16 protein-coding genes are annotated in these 16,840 nt (G+C 61.8%); 3 read left to right on the top strand and 13 right to left on the bottom strand.

The window, feature by feature from the left end:
• Positions 1-167: 167 nt before the first annotated feature.
• Entirely contained in the window at positions 168-293 is a 126-nt protein-coding gene (locus PHU01S_RS26235; RefSeq protein WP_021882580.1) for a hypothetical protein, read from the top strand.
• An 89-nt stretch (positions 294-382) separates the two neighbouring features.
• Here the strand turns inward: PHU01S_RS26235 and PHU01S_RS06680 are convergent, their stop codons facing one another.
• The 5 genes from PHU01S_RS06680 to PHU01S_RS06660 all read right to left on the bottom strand — a co-directional run bounded on the left by PHU01S_RS06680 (position 383) and on the right by PHU01S_RS06660 (position 7,351).
• On the bottom strand, positions 383-1,081 hold the full coding sequence (locus tag PHU01S_RS06680) for a GNAT family N-acetyltransferase (RefSeq protein WP_127506743.1): 699 nt from the start codon (positions 1,079-1,081) through the stop codon (positions 383-385).
• Between the two features lie 32 nt (positions 1,082-1,113).
• Positions 1,114-2,451, bottom strand: a complete 1,338-nt coding sequence (locus PHU01S_RS06675; protein WP_049867599.1) for an ABC transporter substrate-binding protein — start codon at positions 2,449-2,451, stop codon at positions 1,114-1,116.
• A gap of 28 nt (positions 2,452-2,479) precedes the next feature.
• On the bottom strand, positions 2,480-3,820 hold the full coding sequence (locus tag PHU01S_RS06670; RefSeq protein ID WP_049867600.1) for a response regulator: 1,341 nt from the start codon (positions 3,818-3,820) through the stop codon (positions 2,480-2,482).
• Positions 3,798-5,570, bottom strand: a complete 1,773-nt coding sequence (locus tag PHU01S_RS06665) for a cache domain-containing sensor histidine kinase (RefSeq protein WP_127506741.1) — start codon at positions 5,568-5,570, stop codon at positions 3,798-3,800. The genes PHU01S_RS06670 and PHU01S_RS06665 overlap by 23 nt, the downstream gene beginning before the upstream one ends.
• Before the next feature lie 203 nt (positions 5,571-5,773).
• Positions 5,774-7,351, bottom strand: a complete 1,578-nt coding sequence (locus PHU01S_RS06660; protein ID WP_246029159.1) for a DUF2515 family protein — start codon at positions 7,349-7,351, stop codon at positions 5,774-5,776.
• 244 nt (positions 7,352-7,595) lie between these two features.
• Between PHU01S_RS06660 and PHU01S_RS06655 the strand changes: the two genes are divergently transcribed.
• A complete protein-coding gene (locus PHU01S_RS06655) occupies positions 7,596-8,270 on the top strand; it encodes an SOS response-associated peptidase (RefSeq protein WP_048748280.1) in 675 nt (224 codons plus the stop codon).
• Between the two features lie 131 nt (positions 8,271-8,401).
• Here PHU01S_RS06655 and PHU01S_RS06650 read toward each other — a convergent pair whose 3' ends face one another.
• From PHU01S_RS06650 to PHU01S_RS06640, 3 genes are read right to left on the bottom strand one after another with little or no spacing between them, the layout of a single operon-like run.
• Entirely contained in the window at positions 8,402-9,208 is an 807-nt protein-coding gene (locus tag PHU01S_RS06650; protein ID WP_246029158.1) for a class I SAM-dependent methyltransferase, read from the bottom strand.
• Entirely contained in the window at positions 9,193-9,417 is a 225-nt protein-coding gene (locus tag PHU01S_RS06645) for a DUF4177 domain-containing protein (protein ID WP_246029157.1), read from the bottom strand. Before PHU01S_RS06645 ends, PHU01S_RS06650 begins: the two co-directional genes overlap by 16 nt.
• Positions 9,414-10,325 carry a GNAT family N-acetyltransferase gene (locus tag PHU01S_RS06640; RefSeq protein WP_048748282.1) on the bottom strand — a complete coding sequence of 304 codons (912 nt, stop codon included), beginning with the start codon at positions 10,323-10,325 and terminating at the stop codon, positions 9,414-9,416. The genes PHU01S_RS06645 and PHU01S_RS06640 overlap by 4 nt, the downstream gene beginning before the upstream one ends.
• A 142-nt stretch (positions 10,326-10,467) precedes the next feature.
• On the opposite strand from PHU01S_RS06640, the gene PHU01S_RS06635 reads away from it, so the two are divergent.
• Positions 10,468-10,950 carry a GNAT family N-acetyltransferase gene (locus PHU01S_RS06635; RefSeq protein WP_246029156.1) on the top strand — a complete coding sequence of 161 codons (483 nt, stop codon included), beginning with the start codon at positions 10,468-10,470 and terminating at the stop codon, positions 10,948-10,950.
• Positions 10,951-11,171: 221 nt separating this feature from the next.
• Here the strand turns inward: PHU01S_RS06635 and PHU01S_RS06630 are convergent, their stop codons facing one another.
• From PHU01S_RS06630 to fakB, 5 genes are all read right to left on the bottom strand, one after another.
• Positions 11,172-11,798, bottom strand: a complete 627-nt coding sequence (locus PHU01S_RS06630; RefSeq protein ID WP_048748284.1) for an SGNH/GDSL hydrolase family protein — start codon at positions 11,796-11,798, stop codon at positions 11,172-11,174.
• Positions 11,799-11,967: 169 nt separating this feature from the next.
• Positions 11,968-13,005: a YeiH family protein gene (locus PHU01S_RS06625; protein WP_246029160.1), complete on the bottom strand. Its 1,038-nt coding sequence runs from the start codon at positions 13,003-13,005 to the stop codon at positions 11,968-11,970.
• Between the two features lie 291 nt (positions 13,006-13,296).
• Positions 13,297-13,584 (bottom strand): stage VI sporulation protein F, encoded by a 288-nt coding sequence (locus PHU01S_RS06620; protein WP_021879098.1) that lies wholly within the window; start codon positions 13,582-13,584, stop codon positions 13,297-13,299.
• 266 nt (positions 13,585-13,850) lie between these two features.
• Positions 13,851-15,917: an ATP-dependent DNA helicase RecG gene (gene recG, locus PHU01S_RS06615; RefSeq protein WP_021879097.1), complete on the bottom strand. Its 2,067-nt coding sequence runs from the start codon at positions 15,915-15,917 to the stop codon at positions 13,851-13,853.
• The gene (gene fakB / locus PHU01S_RS06610; protein WP_048748285.1) at positions 15,914-16,771 is read right to left on the bottom strand and encodes a DegV family protein; all 858 of its coding nucleotides are present in this window, start codon (positions 16,769-16,771) and stop codon (positions 15,914-15,916) included. Before fakB ends, recG begins: the two co-directional genes overlap by 4 nt.
• Between the last annotated feature and the right edge of the window lie 69 nt (positions 16,772-16,840).

The raw sequence follows: 16,840 nt of genomic DNA, 5'->3' as shown, positions 1-16,840 counted from the left end.
CTACCGGCAGCGATGTTTGGACGGGAGGTATATTTGTGCTTATGCTAGGGTCGGCGTGATCTCCTCAAGCGGAAGGGCCCATTTTCACGCCCATTTCTCTCGGAGTCCAGCCATAACCGGAACGGCAGGCATAGGATATCGCAGTCTACCGAAGGGAGAAATGACAAATGTCTTATGGAGTCGTCGGCGGAGAAGGCGTAGGCTGCGGTTACGGCGGATTTGGAATGAGCACGGCAGCAATCCTGGTCCTCTTCATTCTGCTCGTCATCATTACGCGCGCGTTCCTTTGCTAGTACTAGTACGGAATGTCATTTTCTAAGGCAAAAGAGGACCCCCGCGGGTCCTCTTTTTTGATTCCTTTCTACGCCGAGACTTGAAGGCTCTAACGAACGTGGATATCCACGCCGTATGCATGCAGGCCCAGCTTGCGTGCGACCGACTGCGAAGCGAAGTTGTCCCATGAGGTGCTGTAAAATGGCAGCATGCCGTCTGCCTGCAGCGCCTGGGCCCAGGCTTCCGCGCACCGGATCGCGAGCCCCCGGCCTCGATGGCCCGGCAGCGTCTCCAGTCCGGCCTCCGCTCCAAGGAGGCCTTTTCTTGCGCTGAAGCAGACCGACACGGCCAGCCCGTCTTCGACAACGGCAAAAACCGGTTGGCGTTCCTCCAGTCCTTCGGCCAAGCCCGGAAATCCGGAATCAAGCAGGCTCCTGTTCTCGCTCGTAATGCGGATGGCTCCGCCCGCTGCCTGAACAGGATTCCTGAACAGATAAGCCGGCCCCATCCAGATCGACGTCAACTCCCGGATCCCATTCCATCTCCGAATCAGTTCTCCAAGCCCCAGCCCTGGCCGGCCTTTCCCGAAATCACGGTCAAAAGCCTCCCGCTGATCATCCGGGAAATCCTCGCCGAAGCGGACGACGTCTCCCTCCGCCGTTCTGCCGAGGAAAATAAGCGGCGCCGCCGAACCGGACGGCTCATTGACCGCGGTCATCGTTCCCCGTTCATCCGTCTTGAACAAGATCTCCGCTTGAATCGTCATCCGCTCATAATCGCCGATCCTATCCGCACTTCTTCCCCTCATCGTCCCGCAACCCCCCTTCTTCAAGCGCGCATCTATCCTCCTGCGTCTGCGGCTGATTGAATTCTGGCGGCCAGCGCCTCCGGCGTCAGCTCCGAATCCGGCCGCAGCAGCTCCTGAATGCCGGCGTACATCGCCTCGGTAACGCCCGCGGGCAGCCGCACATCGAATACCGGCGTCAGGCGGACCTGCCGCATCAAGGACAGATATTCCCGGAACAGCGGCGTCGAAGCGCTCTCGTCGTATTCGTTCGGATACGAGCCGGACAAGTCGCCGCTCTCGGCGGCCCGATTGGCCTGTTCCGAGCCGGTGAGCAGCTTCACAAGCTCCAATGCGGCTTCAAGACGGTCCCCGCTCAGGCCGGCCTTGAAGGCAAGTCCCCAGCCGGAACCGCCGGATACCGCAAGGCCGGCTCCTTCCTGCCCGGCCCGTACGGCGGGCAGCAGCGCCAGCTTGGTCTCAGCTGCTATGGCCGGAGGCGCATCTGCGGCGAACGAGGATACGGCCCAGCCTCCCTCCAGCACGACCGCCGCTTTGCCCTGATAGTACAGCTCCCGCTGCTGCACGTTGTCGAGCGTTCCCCGGTCGGCGTTAAGCAGCCCTTGATCGGCCAAGCTGCGAACGGCGCGAAGCGCCTCCACGAACGGGGCGTCCGTGTATGCGGCGGTTCCGGCTACGGCATCATTGATCCAGGCTTCCCCGACATAGCGCTCCGCCAGCGTGCTGAACAGGCACGAGCCTCCTACCCAGGCATCCCTGTTGCCGAACGAAATCGGTGTATAGCCGCGCTTCTTGATCGTTTCCAGCGCCTGGAGGAGCTCCTCCCAGCTTCCCGGGAAATGCTCGTAGCCCGCTTCCCGAAACATGCGGCTGTTGTAGAATACGAGCGAGGTCGCCGTAATCTGCATCGGGACAGCTGCCCGCCTGCCGCCGAAGGTGAAGTCGTCGAAGGCCTCGGGCCTGAATCCTCCGCCCCAGGAAGGATCGGCCGCCAGAAAGTCGTCCACCGGCTGGATCAAGCCGTTGCCGAGCAGCATCCGGGCATCCGAGCCGAGAACCATGAAGACGTCGGGCAGCGCGTTGCCGGCTGCGAGCGTCTTGATTTTCAGCTTCAAGGCGTTGTTGTCCAGCACATCCTCCTTCAGCTCTAGGCCGGGATGCTCCCGGCGGAACTGGTCCACCAGCTCGCGATGGACGACATCGACGGCTGCCGTAGAGGTGGGCAGCCAGGAATCCGTGAGCGCGATCCGCAGCGGCTCGCCCGTCCCGGCAGCAGGGGCTGCAGACGGCAGCGGCAACGGACCGCTCCTGCAGCCGGCGGCGGCCGGTATGAGAACCGCAAGCAGCAGCGCCGCCGCAATCCGCTTGAGCATGAACGACTCTCCCCCTGCCTTCTGGCGGCTATCGATTGCGGTAATCCCGAGGGGACATCCCCGCATGCTTCTTGAACATCAGCGAGAAGTACTTATAATCCTGGTAGCCGACCTTGCAGGCGATGTCCGCCGTCCTCAGTCGGCTGTCCCGCAGCATCCGCTGCGCTTCCTCCATCCGATGCCTCGTCAGCCACTTGATGAAGGTCGTTCCCGTCTCTTCCTTGAACACCTTGCTTAGATGAGCTGCCGTCACTCCCGCATGGTCGGCCGCTTCCGCCAATCCGATCGGCTTGTCGCCGTTCTCGGCGGCGAAGCGGATGACTTCCTTGACGAGGCGGCTCGCGGCGCAAGGCTTGCGGACAGTCTCCTCCGCGCAAGTTTGCTGATCCCCCTCGCTTGCAAGTGCAGCCTGCGCATCTTCCGGCTGCCGAGCTTCCGGATGGGAGCTCTTATACACCGCGACTCCTCCCCCGGCGGCAGCAGCCTTCTGGCGAAGGGCAGCCAGCGCTTCAACGAAACCTCGTCCCGCGTCCTCAAGACCGCAGACCGGCAGAGAGGCGCCAACCGCAATGGAAACGCCCAGACAAGCATGGACATTTGCCGCGACCCGTTCCAATGCATCCAAAGAAAGCTTCCCGCTCGGCATAGGGAGGATTCCTGCGAGCCTGCCAGGGCGGATCGCCGTTATGCAGACCGGGCTTCCCGGGGCTGCGGCGAGCGTTTCCTCGGCGATGTTCAGCAAGGCATATCCGTAAGCGTCCAGCTCCGAGGGAGTGAGACGTTCCTGCAGCTGCCGGTAGCCGTCCACTTCGGCCGCGAATACGGTATAGGGAGGCCCTCCCAGCTCCATGCCCAGCAGCCGCGCCTGCTCGAGAAGCTCCTGCCGGCCGATCCTGCCTTCCAGCATCCCCGCGACCAGCCTCGACTTAAGCAGAGGAGCGCTCGCCCGGAGCAGCTGTCCCCTGAGCTGCTCTCCCTGCCGCCGGAGCCTGCGCTCCTTCTCCTCGTCGCGCAGTCCCGATACGGTCTCCACCAGATTGTCGGCCAGCACCGGCTTGAGCAGGTAATGCCGGATGCCGAGCGCCATCGCCTCCTTGGCGCAGGCAAAGTCTTCATAACCGCTCAGCAGCACCATTTCCACGTCCGGATACTGCTGCTTGACGGTGCGCGCCAGCTCGATGCCCGACATGACCGGCATCCGGATATCCGAGAGGATGAGGTCGACCGGCTCCTCCCGCAGCTTCTCCAGAGCTTCCGCGCCGTCGCGCGCCTCGGAGGCGATTACGACGCCGTAACGCTGCCAATCGATGGACATCCGTATTCCTTTGCGCACCATCTTCTCATCGTCAACCAGCATGACCTTGAACATGGACAGCCTCCCCCTCTGTGCATGGCTGGCGCACGGTAACGACTGTGCCTTTCCCCGGAATGCTCCGGAAATCGATTCCATAGCCGGTGCCGTAGTTCAGCCGGATCCGATCGCGGATATTCGTCAAGCCAAGCCCTCCCTCCTTCCCGTTTCCCTTGCCGGACTCGCATGCTTCCAGCCGAGAGAGAATCTCCTGCTCATCCGCTCCGGCCCCGTCATCGGCGACCTCATAGAGAAGATCGGCTCCCTGGCGGTAGATCCGCAGCCGGATCCTGCCCTCCCCGCCTCCCGGCTCGATGCCGTGGCGGACCGCATTTTCCACGAGAGGCTGCAGCACGATTTTCGTCACCTTGCAGGAAAGGACGGACGGATCGATCTCTTCCAGAAACCGGATTCCGCCGTCATGCCGCTTCTGCTGGATCGCCATGTAATGGCGGATATGCTCGACTTCCTTCTCGACGGTCGTGAAGCGGCTGCCGCTGTTCAGGCCGATCCGGAACAGCTGGGACAGGGAATTGATCATGAGCGACGTCTCGAAGGCGCGCTCCATCCGGCACATCCAATAGATCATGTCCAGCGTATTGTAGAGGAAATGGGGATTGATCTGCTCCTCGAGCGCCTTCAGCTCGGCATCCTTCTGCTTCATCCGCGACACATGGACCTCGTTGATCAACTCATCCAGCTTGCGCGACATCCGGTTGAATCCATGCGACAGCAGCGCGATCTCGTCGCTGCCCTTCACCTCCATCTGCCCGCCGAAGTTTTCTCGCTCCACATGGCGCATAAGCTCCCGGATTTTCTTCAGCGGCTTCAACACCTTGGATCCGAAGATGAGGATGAAGGCCAGGCATACGGCCAGGCTGGCCAGCATGGAGGCGTAAGCGAAGCGCCGGATCACCGCTGCAGGCTCCGCTATTTGCCGCAGCGGCGTCAATTCCACGATATGCCAGTCCGGACGGCTCATCCGGTCGTATACCGCCAAATAGCTCTCTCCGTCCAGCTCTGCGACGTACTGCCCTTCGCTTGCGGAGCCGAGCCCTCCTGGCGGCAGCGGCGGAGGACTGCTGCCTCCATCCGGATGAAACTCCTCCGAGGTGAGCACGATCCGGCTTCCGTCCAGCAAATAAAACGGACTCTCTCCCGGCATGCTGCTGCGGTACAGCTCCAGGATGCTGCTTTGCGGAATATTGATCTTAAGCACGCCCAGCGAGCGGCCGACATCGTTGATATCCCGGATGTCTCGGATCATCGTGATGACCTTGATTTCCTTGTTCTGGACGTAGACGCTGTCGGGATACCAGCTGTCGCCTCCTTTCCGTTCCTTGGCGCGAAGCAGGCGGTCGGGAGGGATGGCGTTGAGCGCGCCCCTGGTGTCAATGCCCTTTTCGGCGAGATCCTGCAAATAAATCGAAAACAGATAAGGTTTGTTGAAGGCTTGCTCGTTGCAGATGGACAGGATGCGCGAGAGCTGTTTTTGCCTGGCGGCAGGATCCTTCGAGGACAGATAAGCGGACACATCCCGATTCTGGATGAGATTCAGGGAAATGGTATTGACGTCGTTCATCATCATGTCGAGATGGCTGGAGACGGCACGCGCGCTTTCCAGCTTCAGCTGGGCGACCTGGTTCTGAATGAGCTTCGTCGATTCGAAGGTCGAGAAACCGCTTACAATTACAAGCGGAATGACGGCCACCGCCACGGCGAACAGCAGAACTTTGGATCTGAGGCTGAAAAACCGTCTGCTTCCCATCGTCTCACCGCCCGAAGCTGGAATTGGATGGCAGAGCTTGATCTCGGTTGTGCTTTTATCATACGACATCGCCCTCCGGACGCCAAGCGAACAGGTGATTGCTTCGGCTGCGGCTGCCCGAGCGGCCGTTCGTCGGATGCCCGCGGCATGCCGGCAAGACAAAAAAAGCCGGTCCGGATGCAATCCGGAGCCGGCTGGACGACCTAGTCCATGCTCTCTTCCTCTGCGGACGGTGTCGTCCATAGAACCGGCTTGGCCGCGGCTCCGGCTGCTTGCGCGGCAAGCACGGCAAGCTCCACCTTGCCGAGCGCGATGCGGTAGTCGGCCGTCATCTCGAATGGATGCGGCAGCGGCAAGCCGCGGAAATACGGCAGGACGGAAGCGGTGCCCGCAAACCAGTCCCCCGGCTCCGGATCATCGACGGGACGGTCCGACCAGGCCGCTTGGAGCGGCGGGCTGTAGAGGGGCTCCGCGCCGTCGCGCAGCCGTCCGCCGGAGAGGCGTTCCCGGTAGGCGGCGGTTGGCGGGGAGCGTCGTACAGATGCGTACATCGCAGGGGCGTAGTCGCTCCGCGACCCGGTATGGCGGGTTTTCTTGGCGAACTCAAGGACGCCCTCCGCCACCCCGGGAACTCCGAACAGCAGCGCGTACAGCCGCTTGCCGAACTCGATCCGCTCCTTGAGATCGGAGAAGTCCTCGAGAATAAGCCCTGCGAGCAGCGGTTCTCCGCTCTCGTCCCGGCCGTAAGGAAACACGACCTGGTTCAGCTGCAGCACCGACTGCATGCCGAAGTAGAATGTGCCCAGCACCTTGCGCCGATAGTAGGCGTTCTGGACGACCCGGCTCTCGATGAAGTTCTGCTCGTTCACGATCAGACCGATCGTCAGCGGCACCGCATCGCCCGTGCGGAGGAACTGCTGCCAGACAGGCCGCATGAAGGCCGACACTCCGAGCGCCGGCAGCAGATGCAGCAGGCTGCGCCCGCTTCGCCTGCTCTCCTCGTAGAGAAGCAGCTGGGCATAAGCGTCATGGAAAATAAGCGCATTGGCTCTCTCCAGCATTCCGAAGCATGCCCTTCGCTTGGCGGTGTCGAGCAGCCTGGGCAGCCATTCGGCCTGCAGATCGGTCATGTTCCAGCCGCCGTTGCGGCTCACCATATGGGCCAGCAGCGCCCAGTGAACCTCCGGGCGCCGCAGATAGAACTGGCGGTAGGCTTCCGTCCGCGTCAAGTTGTTGCGGTTCATCCGCGCGGTCTCGGCACGGATGCGCTGCAGAAGCGCGGCATCGCCGGCAGGACCGGCTGCTTGGGGCGGCGTTCCCGGCGCGGCCGCAGCTTCGATCGCCCATGCCGGATCGGGCGACGGCAGGGCGGCTTGCTTGCCGGAGACGGCATGTGGGTGCGCCAGCCAGCCCGGGGCGGGAAAGGAGGCTTTCTTGGCGGCAGTCCGCTCCAGCTTCTGCCATGCGGCACGGAGCTCCGCGACCGACGGAGCGGTCAGCGTCAGCGGAGCGGCCCGCTCCGCCAGCTCGCGGGAAGCCCGGCGGCTGCGCCGTTTGGCGGCCGCATAGGCTGCCGCCGCCAGAGGCAGCGCCGCCGGCAGCAGGAGCAGCCTGAGCAGCGGATGCCTGCGGGGGGCTGGAGCGCTTTTGACTTCAGACGCGGCTTCCATGCCGCCATCCGCCCCCCCTCCGTCCCCCGTTTCCCGGATATCGGCGACATCGTCCTGCTTTCCGGGCCGATGCCGTTGTCCGTTCTCGTTTCCGGCCTTGCTTTCCTTCATATGCCCGTCTTCCTCCCGCACCGAATCTCTCTGTTCCCAGTATAGTCGGAAAGCTATCTGCTTAATCCTCGAACAACCGTTCATCGGCGACAGGCCGGAGACGGGCGGCGGAAGCTTGATGCCGGGCCCAACGCTCCCGCTGATGCGATTTGCCGAAAGCCGGCAGACATACTATGCTAAAGGAAGCTGCAGCGCTGCGAACAGCCTGCTTTCGAAGCCATTCCATTTTCGAGGAGGGACAACCATGTGCGGACGTTATACGCTGACCGTCACGCTCGAAGAGCTCATGCTCCGATTTTTGATCGGGGAAACGACGATCCCGCAGCTGGAGCCCCGCTACAACGTCGCCCCAGGCCAGATGGTCATGGCCGTCGTCAGCGACGGCAAGCGCAACCGGCTGGGCGAGCTGAAGTGGGGACTGGTCCCGCCTTGGGCCGACGATCCGAAGATCGGCAGCCGCATGCTCAACGCCAGAGCCGAAACGGCCGCCGCCAAACCGGCGTTCCGGGATGCGCTTCGCCGCAAGCGCTGCCTCATTCCTGCCGACGGCTTCTACGAGTGGCAGCGCACGGAATCGGGCAAGCAGCCGATGCGAATTACGCTCCGCAGCCGGGAGCCCTTTGCCATGGCCGGCCTCTATGAGACGTGGGTGTCGCCGGCCGGCGAACGATTGTCCACCTGTACGGTGCTTACGACGTCTCCGAACGGGCTGATGGCCTCCATTCACGACCGGATGCCGGTCATCCTCCGGCGGGAGGACGAGCCTCTGTGGCTTGACCGCGGCGTCCAGGATGCGGCCCGCCTGTCGCCGCTGCTCGTCCCCTATCCGGAGGAAGAGATGGCCGCCTATCCGGTCGGCGCGGGCGTCGGCAGCGTCAAAAACGACACGCGCGACTGCATCGAGCCGCTGGTGGATTGAACTCGAAAAGCCTTTCGGACATCCGAAAGGCTTTTCGCTTTTCGAGAGCTTCCATGACAGCTCTCAAGGATACTCCCCGGCTGCCGGCTCCGTCAGCCGCCCTTCACCTTCCGTTGCTGCCCGCCGCAGCGTCATGCCGGCTTGGCTGCCGCGAGCACGAATCGATGGCAGGTGACATCCAGCCAGCCCCGCCTTTCGATTTCATCATGGATCTCTTTCAGCGCATCGCGGTGCGTGGATGGAGAGAAGCCAACGACCTGCCATTCGATTATAGTCAAATAGCAGACGACAGCCCCGATATCGTAAAATCGGGTGTGCGTGAGAACCTCGTCCTGCCAGATCAGCTGCAAGCCCGCCGCTTCCAGCTCGCCGCGTGTCCGGTCCAGCGTCCAGTCCGCGTGGGCCGGCGGCGCCTGCCCGAGGCGCTCGTTGAACTCGCGGTCGTTGCTGCCGCCTACCTGTTGGGTGATGAATATGCCTCCGGGCTTCAACAAGCGATGGAGCTCGGCAGCGCAGTACGACTCATGCCGGTTGATGATCAAGTCGAACGATTCATCTCCATAGGGGAGGTCCTCGTCGCTCTCGATGCAGGCCACTTGCACGCCTTCCTCTTCCAGCCGCCGGCGCGCGACCTCCACATTGGGCAGATGGCCTTCCGTCGCCCGGGTATCGGGAGGCAGCGGCTTCAGCCGCTGCAGGAACTCCCCTCCGCCCGTGCCCATGTCGAGCATGGAGGAAGCGGCTCTTTTATAAGGCTCCAGCAGATTGCGGTAACTCCATGGAAGAGGATATTCGATCATGCGGCCGGTTGCGGTCAAATATCCGAAGTCCCAGCCTGAGAAGGCTTCGCCGGAATCTTGCAGGCTTTCGTCGAAGTCCATCCTCAGCCTGCCGCCGAATCGGGCTTCCTCCCTGCTGCCGGTCATGCCTCCACCCATCGCTTGAAAATCATCACAATTCCCGTCGAAGCGCCCTCGTAACGGCTCGTATCGAAGGATGAGGCCAGCTCCCACCCTTCGGCTCCAAGCAGGTTCAGCCGTCCGTCGAGATCTTCGATGTTGATTTTCGTGCCTGTCCAGCCTCCGAATTGATGCTTGAGCGTTTTATATTCCCAGCGTCCCATTTTCATCATCCTTTCGATCGTCAATGATGTGTCAGCAGCTTCCTCATACGAACGGCCGCGATCGGCGTTCCATCCGGTCCCTCCATCCTGCGGATGTCCCAAGGCATCCAGCCTGCGCCGGCAAAGAACAACAGAGCCTTGCCATTCGGACCGTGGCAGGTCAGATGAAGCTCCCGCACCCGCTCCGCGGCTGCCGCTTCCATCGCTTCCAGGAGAGCTGCGGCGGCTCCCTTGCCGCGGTAATCCGGACTGACGATGACATTGCCGAGCCAGAGCTTGCCTTCCGACTCGTACAGATTCGCATATGCGGCAGGCGTCCCGTCCGCGGCTTCGGTCAGCAGCGTCGGATGGATGTCTTCAGCCGCAGCCGCCTCCAGCTCGTCGGCACGCAATGGATATCCGCCCTTAGGGAACATATAAAACGCCTCGCTGCGGCTCGCCGGCCATGCGGAAACAACGGAGAAGTCCCCGCTGTCCGCCTTCCTCGGGACATAACGGCGGAGCGTGCAGTCGAAGCGTTCCACACCAGGATATTTCTCTCCCAGGCTGCGGATATCGAAGCCGAGCTTCCGGTAAAATTCAACCGCATCGGCGTCGGTCTCGGCCCGCAAAACGCCATTCCTCGCCGCCTGCAGACAGCGGGATACCAGCCGCCTGCCCGCCCCGCCTCCCCTCAGCTCCGGACTCACCGCAAGATGCAGCAGCACGGCGTCGCGATGGGAAGGCGCCCGATAACCGGCAATGCCGATCAGCCTGCCGCCCTCGCCGAGGCCGGCCAAGTGAAGCTCCCGATCCTCGCGGTACTGCTGCAGGACACGATGCGGCCTCTCCGCGTCGCCTCCTGCGTACATGCACTGGGCCAGGAGCCGGGCGGGCTCATCGACATCCGGCAGTCCCAGTGGATCCATCCATTCATGCAGAGATCCGCTCACGGCATCTTCTCCTCTCCAAACAAGCGCTCATAGGACCATAGTCGATGTCCGCTACTCGTTCTCCGTCTCTTCTATTCGGCTTAGAGCGGCTTCTTCCTTCGGGACAAGACGGATAAAGCCGATTTTGGTATGCTGTAGAAAGATGCTTCAACTGAGAAAGGCGGCCTCGACAACGATGCTGAATTCGATCGAACTGCGCAGCGCCGTGCCTGCGGATGCCTCGTCCCTGGCGGAATTGCTGCTGGAGCTGACCGGGACGGATACCGATCCGGCGGCTCTGGCGGAGCGGCTGGACCGCATGGCCGGCAACGACAGCATCCGGGTAGCCGTTGCCTCCGACGGAGAGCGGCTCGTCGGCACGGCGATGGGCATCCTCTGCCCCGATCTCGTCTGCGGCCTCCGCCCCTATTTGCTGATCGAGAACGTCGTTGTATCGGCCCATTGCCGGGGAGGCGGCGTCGGAAGAAAGCTGATGGCGGATCTGGAAAGCTTCGCCAACGCGCATCAATGCACGTACATGATTCTCGTATCCGGCGCCCACCGCAGCGAAGCGCATGCCTTCTATGAATCGGTCGGATTCCGCCGCGAAGCCGGCTTCAAGAAGAAGCTGCGTCCGCTTGCCTGATGCAGGCTTGCGGCAGAAGCGGCCTTGACCGCCTTCCCTGCAGGCAGACAAGGCAAAAGAAAAGGCAGAAGCCCGCCTCTTCCGGCGGGCTTCTGTTCGTTGTTGAGCGTTCCGCATTCAGAGTCCGGCTCCGCTCTCAAGCCGAATGGCCTGCCGCTGCCTGTGCTTGCGGCAGTTGCGCTCCAATATCTTTCTTTTCTTTTCCGCACATGAAAAGAAAGTTACGCCTTCACCGCATTCAGCCAGGCCTCGGCGATCAGCGCGTTGCCCGCCGGGGAAGGATGGACGCCGTCCGGGGCCCAGTATTCCGGTCCTGTCGCGGCCGCCGCTTGGGCGAACAGGCCGTCGAGCGGTACATAAAGGGCCTTGTATTCTCCTGCAAGCTCGCGCACGGCCTGGATCTTAGGATCCAGATCCTCGCGCCACGCCTTCTGTCCCTCATTTACCGGCAGCACGAACGGCTCCACCAGAATGAGCTTCGGAGCGTTCTTCTCCAGCGCTCGTTCCAGGATGGAACGATACGTGTCCCGGTATTCTTCCGCGCTCAGCGGCACGCCGCTGTCGAAGCGTCTCCAAGTATCGTTGATGCCGATATAGACCGACAGCCAGGACGGGCGCAGCTCCAGGCAGTCCTCCTCCCACCGGCCGGCGAGGTCGACGACGCGATCTCCCCCGACGCCTCTGTTGAGGAACTTCACGTCCTTGGTCGGGTGCTTTCTTCCGAACTGCGCTGCTGCCATCAGAGCATAACCGGAACCGAGGCTGTCTCCCTGGCTGCGGTCGCGTCCGGCGTCGGTAATGCTGTCGCCCTGAAACAAAACGACGGCTCCATCTTCAATATATGTCATGTATGTACACCTCCACCGCCCATTATACACCTTGACGCGCAATATGGAGACGCATTCATAGGTTGACCATCAAGATGAAAATCAAATCAAAAGGCGGCCCCCGGAACCGAAGCCGCCCTTCTATCCATCCTTGTGCCAATGCAGCGTCCAGCCCTAGAGGAGCGCCGGCTCAGCCCTGCGCGAGCCCGAGCAGATGGACCAGGCCGAAACCGATCGCCGTCAGCAGCACCGAGCCGGCAAGCCCCGCCGCGAAGGCCTTTGGTCCAAGCCGCCTGAACATCTTGACGTCTACGCCCAGTCCGAGCCCCGCCATCGCCATGGCGATCAGCAGGTAAGCCGCCGTGACAAGAGCGGAAGCGGCTTCCTCCGGAACCAATCCTGTCGTATGGATGGCGCTGACGGCCAGAAATCCGAAAATAAACCATGGTATCGCAACGGGCGTTTTTGTCGCCGTTCCGTCTATGCCGCTCTTGCGGCTTTTCCTGGCCGACCACATGCCGAGCAGCAGCGCGACCGGAACCAGCATCGCCACGCGGGCAAGCTTGACGACGACAGCCATGTCGACCGCCTCGCGTCCGCCCGGAGCTGCAGCGGCCAGCACATGGGCGACCTCGTGCAGCGTCGAGCCGGAGAAGATTCCGTATCCTGAAGCGCTCATTCCAAGCACCGGATAGAGCAGCGTGTAGAGCAGCGTAAAGATGGTGCCGAGAATTGCGACGACGGCTGCAGCCGCAGCCGTCTCCTCCTCCTTGGCCTTGAGCTGCGGCGATATGGCCGCGACTGCCGCCGCGCCGCAGATAGCGGTTCCGCAGGCGGTGAGCAGTCCCAGATTCCGGCTCGTGCCCAGACGTGAAGCGATCCAGGCTACGAATGGAATCGTCACCGCGATATGGATGATGTCGATCGCGAGCACCCGGGGGCCGGCCGACACGATGTCGCCGAGATTCAGCCTCATGCCGAGCAGGACGATGCCCGCCCGCAGCAGCGTCTTCGAGGCGAACGAGATGCCCGCCCCTGCCGCCGCCGGCACTCCTCCCGCAAAATGCCGGTAGGCCATGCCAAGCACGATAGCCAGCACCAGCGGACCGAATACCTGGAATCCCGGCAGCTCGGCGATCATTTTCGCCGCAGCCGCCAGCGTAGCCGTCAGGAAAAGCCCGAAGGCGAACCCCTTGTTTCCGGGCAGCTGCTTGAATGCCGCCTGTATCTGTACCTGAACCTGTGTCAAACCGTTCACCTTCCGTCCTGTTGTTGACTTCACTATAGGACAGTCGGGGAGAGATGTGAAATTCAGATCCTCTATGCCAGTCATCAGGAATGCTTATGCGAGCTCTTCAAGCACAAAAAAACGCTGAATGCCGGGTGTTCCGCCCGAAATTCAACGCTTTTCCCTTGCCGCTGCCGGCCAAAATGCGCTCGTGTCTATATTCCCAACGCCCAAGCGGCATCCATGCAATGACGGAGCGGATTGCCGGAAGGTACGGGCGCTTCGTCCCGATCAGCGAAACATTCCCCATAGCTTGATGAGGTGGAACGTATTGTTCGGATCGATCTTGAGGCTCAGCACGAACTGCACCAGCTGCTCCTCCTGAGTATCCGTCAGCTTTTCCTGCAGGATGCTGGCACCGTTGCGGACCAGCTTTTTCACTTTGGCGCGGTCGGCCAGATCGTACTTCGTAATTCCGTTCACAAGCAGCTTGATGCGATCCTTCACTGCCGGATTTTTCAGCTTCAGCTTGACTCGTTCCACGAATTCGGGCCGTATCCCGTACTTTACGTAGCTCATGCAGCCAGGCACCTCCATCGATTTGGTCGGGCAACATCCCAAAACCACCGATGTTATCCTATGCCGGGCCCATCCGAGAGTTTCCTGACATAGCCGAAATATGCGCACGGGAGGCAAAAACGCCCCGCAGCCGGCAAGCAGCTGCGGGGCAGGACCCGGATGGGACAAGAATGGCATGGCACCGATGTCGATGTTCCGCCCTAGAGCTGCATCATGAAACATCGGATCCTTGGCAGCTGCTGCTCCAAGGACGAAAACGCCAAGACTCAATCGAGCTGGGCTCCCTGGAAAATCGGATCCTTGGCAAGCATCGCACGCATGTCGGCATAGGCCGGCGCAGTCCAGAAATCAGGCTCGGCGGCGATGTCGGCCGCATCGTCCCGCGCGGCCTCCAGCACGGCGAAGTCAGCGGCCATATCGGCCAGCTTGAAGTCCGGCAGGCCGCTCTGCTTCGTGCCGAAGAAATCGCCGGGACCTCTCAGCTCCAGATCCCGCCGCGCCACCTCGAAGCCGTCGTCGGTCTCCTGCATGACGGCCATCCGCTCGCGGCCGGTCTCGGTCTTCGGATCCGCGACGAGCACGCAGAAAGAGGCATGGGCTCCGCGCCCTACCCGGCCGCGCAGCTGATGCAGCTGCGAGAGGCCGAAGCGCTCCGCATCCATGATGATCATCAGCGTCGCGTTGGGAACGTCGACACCGACCTCCACGACCGTCGTCGCGACGAGCACCTGCAGCTCGTTCTCGCCGAACGCCCGCATGACCTCATCCTTCTCGGCCGTAGTCATCCTGCCATGCAGCAGGCCGACCTTTAAATCCGGGAAAGCCTGCTGCAGCTGCACGAACTGATCGATCGCATTCTGCACGTCCAGCTTCTCCGATTCCTCGATGAGCGGACAGATGACATAAGCCTGCCGTCCCTCCGCCGTCTCCCTGCGGATGAAGCCGAACACCCGGTCCATCATGGCATGTTTGACCCAATAGGTCTTGATCGGAATGCGGCCCTTCGGGCGTTCCTTGATCGTGGACACGTCCATGTCGCCGAACGCCGTTATGGCGAGCGTGCGCGGAATCGGCGTCGCCGTCATCGTCAGCACATCCGGACTCGGCCCCTTGCGCCTGAGCACGCTGCGCTGATTGACTCCGAACCGATGCTGCTCATCCGTGACGACGAGCCCAAGCGAGCGGAAGACGACGTCGTCCTGGATCAGCGCATGCGTCCCGATCAGCACGTCGATGAGCCCCATCTGCAGCCCGGCGAGCAGATCGCGGCGCTTGCGCTCCCCTACGCTGCCGGTAAGCAGCCCGGTCTGGACGCCTGCCGATTCGTACAGCCTCGTCAGAGACCTCATATGCTGCTCCGCCAATATTTCCGTCGGCACCATGAGCGCTCCCTGATGCCCGGCCTTGACGGCCGCAAGCAAAGCGATGGCGGCGACGACCGTCTTGCCCGCGCCGACGTCGCCCTGCAGCAGCCGGTTCATCGCATGGGGCTGGCGCATGTCGGCAAGAATCTCATTGACGACCTTCTTCTGGGCATCCGTCAGCTCGAACGGCAGCGATGCCGCGAACTGACGGATGACCTCCGGATCGACCCGGTGGACGATGCCGTCCGCGCGGCGGCGGTTCAGCATCCGGTATGCCTGCAGCTTGAGCTGGAAGAAGAACAGCTCCTCGTAGACGAGCCTTCTGCGCGCTCCCTGCCCATCCTTCGGATGCTCGGGATGATGGATATGCAGCACCGCTTCGGCTCTCGGCATGAGCTTGTACTTCGCCACGAGCCTCTCCGGGAGGTTCTCCTCCAGAAGGCTGCCGTATTGAGCCAGCGCTTGTCCGATCGTCTTGCGCATCCATGCCTGCGTTATCCCGCCTCCGACCGAATAGACCGGCTGCAGAGTGCCTGTTTTGGCGACTCCCTTGTCGGGAAATTCCGAATCGGTCACCGTCAGCTGCATCCGGCGGGCATCCCATTTGCCCGTGAGCGTAATTTCACGGCTCAGCGTCAGCTGGTCCTTGAGGAACATCCGGTTGAACCAGACGGCCGTCACCAGCTGCCCGTCCACCTCGGCCTTGCAGGTGATGCGGGCTTTTCCCTTGCCGAAGCGGGCGACCATCGGCAGCCCCCGGATGACGCCCTGAACGGTGATCTTCTCGCCGTCCTTCGCCTCTCCCAGGGAACGGAGACGATAATCCTCGTAGCGGAAAGGAAAATAGTTCAACAGATCGGCTGCCGTATAGATGCCAAAGGCGTGAAGCTCCTGCTCCTTCGGAGCGCTCACGCCTTTGATCTGCCTCAGCGGAATTTCTTCCAGCCGGGCAAGAGAATTATGGGTCATGCTCTCTGCATGAACACCGCTGCGGTACCTGGGCCTACATGGGCGCCGATGACAGGACCGAGCGTTGTGGTGGTCGTATGGCGGATCTGGAACGAAGCGTTGATCGCTTCATACAGATCGAGTGCGGAGCCTCTTTGGTATCCCCAGGCGAAGTGGACCGCCACAGGATCGTCGCCGAATTGTTCCTTCAGCAGGTCAACGACGCGCTGAACGGCTTTTTTGGTGCCTCGAACCTTGTCCACAGGCGTGATGGAGCCTTCGTCATCGATGGACAGAATCGGCTTGATATTGAGAATGGATCCGAAAAATGCCGAGGCTTTGCCGATCCGTCCGCCTTTTTGAAGGTATTCCAGCGTATCCACGAGGAAATAAAGCCCTGTCTCCTTGCGCATCCGGTACACTTCGTCCAGAATCTCCTCCTTGGACGCGCCGGCCTCGGCCATCTCGGCAGCCTTCACGACCAGCATGCCGTTGCCGTAGGAAGCCGACTTGGAGTCGACGGCCGTAATGTCGGCCTCTCTCTCGATCAGCGATTGAGCAAGCAGAGCGGATTGGAAGGTGCCGCTGAACTGGGAGGACAGATGGATGGAGATGATCGGCGCATCCGGAGATTCATCCAGAATCCTCTCGTATACGGCCATGAATTCGGACGGGGAAGGCTGCGATGTCGTCGGCAGCCCGCTGAATTTCTCCAGCTTCTCGTAGAATTCATCGGCCTGGAGCGTTACGGAATCCAGGTAGGATTCCGTTCCAAAGAGCACCTGCAGCGGCACCATCTCGATGTTCAGCCGCTCCCGGACTTCGCGCGGAATATCCGCTGTACTGTCGGTTACTATCCGAACCTTCGTCGTCATTTACGTCAACCTCCACGGACTGCTGCTGTTCGGCTGGAGGACGATTCCGTTGCAACCTTCCTCCAGCCG

The sequence above is a fragment of the Paenibacillus humicus NBRC 102415 genome (assembly GCF_004000905.1).
GTDB classification, from domain to species: Bacteria; Bacillota; Bacilli; order Paenibacillales; family Paenibacillaceae; genus Paenibacillus_O; species Paenibacillus_O humicus.
This window is presented reverse-complemented; position numbering and strand designations above follow the sequence as displayed.